General features: G+C 54.9%; 3 protein-coding genes. All 3 read right to left on the reverse strand.

The window, feature by feature from the left end; all coding sequences use genetic code 11:
• Positions 1–72: 72 nt before the first annotated feature.
• Positions 73–1,191: a hypothetical protein gene (locus tag WKU26_RS12460; protein WP_340322282.1), complete on the reverse strand. Its 1,119-nt coding sequence runs from the start codon at positions 1,189–1,191 to the stop codon at positions 73–75.
• A gap of 2 nt (positions 1,192–1,193) precedes the next feature.
• Positions 1,194–2,441, reverse strand: a complete 1,248-nt coding sequence (porM, locus tag WKU26_RS12465; protein WP_340322283.1) for a type IX secretion system motor protein PorM/GldM — start codon at positions 2,439–2,441, stop codon at positions 1,194–1,196.
• 3 nt (positions 2,442–2,444) lie between these two features.
• Positions 2,445–2,669, reverse strand: a 225-nt coding sequence (locus WKU26_RS12470; RefSeq protein WP_340322284.1) for a hypothetical protein, incomplete at its 5' end; no start/stop codon positions are given.

The raw sequence follows: 2,669 nt of genomic DNA on the forward strand, positions 1-2,669 counted from the left end.
GTACATCCTGCCAGGAGGATGCCTGCAACGGCAATGAAAAGTATGTGTCTGATCTTCATAAATATAGTTTTTTTATTTTTTTTCGTTGGGAATAAAGAAAATAAGGGCGCTGCAGTCCGTCACGTTGCGGCTGCCGGCTTCCCTGTAGGTATCGATGAGCTGGATTTTTTCGGAGGCAACCTTCGATTTTCCGGTCAGTTCTCCGAGTATGGCTTCCGCCCTTTGCCTGCGCAGGTTTTCTCCGAACACCTTGTCGCTGGTCTCGTCGCTGAAAGGGAGGATGCATATCCGGAAGTCCTTCTCCTTTTCCACCCATTCTGCCACCTTGGCGATGTTTCCCTTTTCCGCCTCGCTGAGGTAGAAGCTGTAGCGTGGGAAGCGTACCTCGATGTGCATGTTGTTGCGGACGGAGGGCAGTATCTTTACCTCCCTGTCTGTAAGGACGGGGGCTTCCTTTTCCGTCTTCAGGGAGTCCTGTTCCGCCTTGAGACGGAGGAGTTCCTCCTTCATTCGGTTGATTTCGCGGTTCATCTCCTCGATGTAGGGTTCGTAGGCCCGGAGGCTGTAGGCGCGGTATGCCCGCGGCTTGAAGGTCCAGGTGATTCCTGCATTGAGTTCCCAAAGGGTAGTGACCGGTGTGTCGCCGCTGTAGAAGAGTGCATCGTCGGTCAGCCTTCCCCTTGCTTCTGCAAAGAGGCTGAGGGAGGGGGAGAAGCGGTATTCCTGCTTCGCAAAGAAGGTGAATGCAAGGGGACGCTCCTTGTTCGCCGAATTGAATGCGAGTCCGGCTCCGGCTCCCGCCAGTGTTCTCCAGCGGCGTTCGGGGCGGTAAGTGCTGAAGCGGTCGGAGAGGTTCCAGAGCGCTTCGGCAGTGACGAACTGCACGGTCCGGTCGAAATGGGGTACTCTGCTCTGTGTGGCATGAAGCTGCAGTGCCCAGAAGGGGCTGAGCCACTTGCCGGCAAAGAAGGAGGCGCGGTAGGAAGCCTGTCCTCCGAATCCCATCCTGCTGTATTTGAAGTCCTGTGAGGCGAGGCGGAATCCCCATCCTCCGCCGGCTCCGAGGAAGAAGTTGCTTCCCCTTTCGGCGGTATAGACGTACTGTTCTCCGTTTTCCTTTTCAGGCTGTCCGGCGGCAGTGGCTGTAAGGCCTGTGGCAGCCAGAAGGGCTGCGGTGATAATCTGTCTCATATTTAGATAATGATAATGTCCATGGGTTCAACTTCGCGTGTGGTTCCGTCGGGCGCCTTGACGAGAATGGAAGTGAGGTAGAACTTGTCTCCCTCCTTCAGTTTCCGTATGTGCTCCACCTGTTCGCGTGAGAAGTTCTTTCCGTTGCTTTCGAGTGTGGTGACGTGCTTGTCCTGCCCGATGAAGAGGGTGGAGAAGCGTACGACGGTGAAGGGAATCTTCCCGTTCTCTCCGGAGTATGCCACCTCCAGCGCATCCATGGCGGCCAGGTATTCCTTGCGGACGGGTGTTCTTCCCTTGTACCAGTAGCTCTTTCCCTGCAGGGTGTACCGGATGGCCGCCTCGGGTTCGGGTATTTCCCTGATTCTGAATTCTGCCTGCCCGGTCTCTTTCTCTCCCTGCATCAGGGTGACACGTGCCTTTCCGGTGCGTGCAGCGGTGAGGTACCATTTTCCGTCTTTCCGTAGGATCTTTCCGTTGTCGGTGGCGAGGCGGAGGGCTCCGCTTCCGTCTTGCAGGGTGAATACCTCGAGCGGATTGTCTATCCCGGCATAGAGGATGTTTCTCTCGGCAGGTACAATCACGGCAGAGGGTATGTCTTTATTGTCTTCGTTTTTCTGTTTTTCAGTCTGTGTCTTTTTTCTTTCCTTCAGGTTCCGGAGTGCGAGATGGGCACAGAAGAGTGCGTTCTCTTCCATTTTCTGCAGGAGGATGACTCCTCCGATGGCGGGCATGACGGAGAAGGTTTTCCTTTCCCAGGTGAATGTGTTCTCCTCTCCTGTCCGTAGGAAGGTCTGCAGCAGTTCCTTCTCTTCGGGGGTATTGAGGTATTTCCCGAGTGCCTCACGCAGTTCTCCGGTCTTTTTTCTCAGTTCCTTTCCGTAGTTCTGTGTGGGGGCGAGCATGACGAAGGGTACTGCCTTCATGTCTTCCGCCTTGATGAGCTTTCCGGGTGTATAGTCGTCCTTGTCCGCATTTCCGGCAATCTTTTCACGCAGCCGGGCGGTGAGTGCGGTATACTCGTCGAGAAGCAGCCGGATGCTGTCGGCCGCTGCCTTCTCCTGTGTACACTCCTGCTGAAGCGTGCGGTTGAGCTGTGTCAGGCTTCCGTTCTGCTGCTGTGTGCTGCTGCTCAGTACGGAGAATCCCTGCATGACGTCGCCGGATACGTTGATGGCCATCATGGCGAGCAGGATGATATAGATGAGGTTGATCATCCTCTGTCTGGGTGGCAGGTTGGAAGTGGCCATTTGTTACTTCTTTTGAATGTTCATGACTTCCATGATGCGCGTATACTGGCGGTCTATGGCTTCTATCTTGTCGCTTACTTCGCGGTAGGCCTGCTGTGCGTGCTGCATCTGTTCGGCCTGTTTTTGCAGTGCTTCGGTCTGTGCCTTGAGGGCTTCAAGCTGGCAGATGTATTCCCTGCTGACCTTCTCGATGCTCTGGTTGAGTCTTTTCATGGATTCTTCGATCTG

The organism is Phocaeicola sp. HCN-40430, assembly GCF_037890285.1.
Taxonomy (GTDB): domain Bacteria; phylum Bacteroidota; class Bacteroidia; order Bacteroidales; family Bacteroidaceae; genus Phocaeicola; species Phocaeicola acetigenes.

What these genes read in the sequence shown, in the direction of transcription:
- WKU26_RS12460 (WP_340322282.1), bottom strand. Translation starts at nt 1,191, where the DNA reads ATGAGACAGATTATCACCGCAGCCCTTCTGGCTGCCACAGGCCTTACA.
- porM (WP_340322283.1), bottom strand. Translation starts at nt 2,441, where the DNA reads ATGGCCACTTCCAACCTGCCACCCAGACAGAGGATGATCAACCTCATC.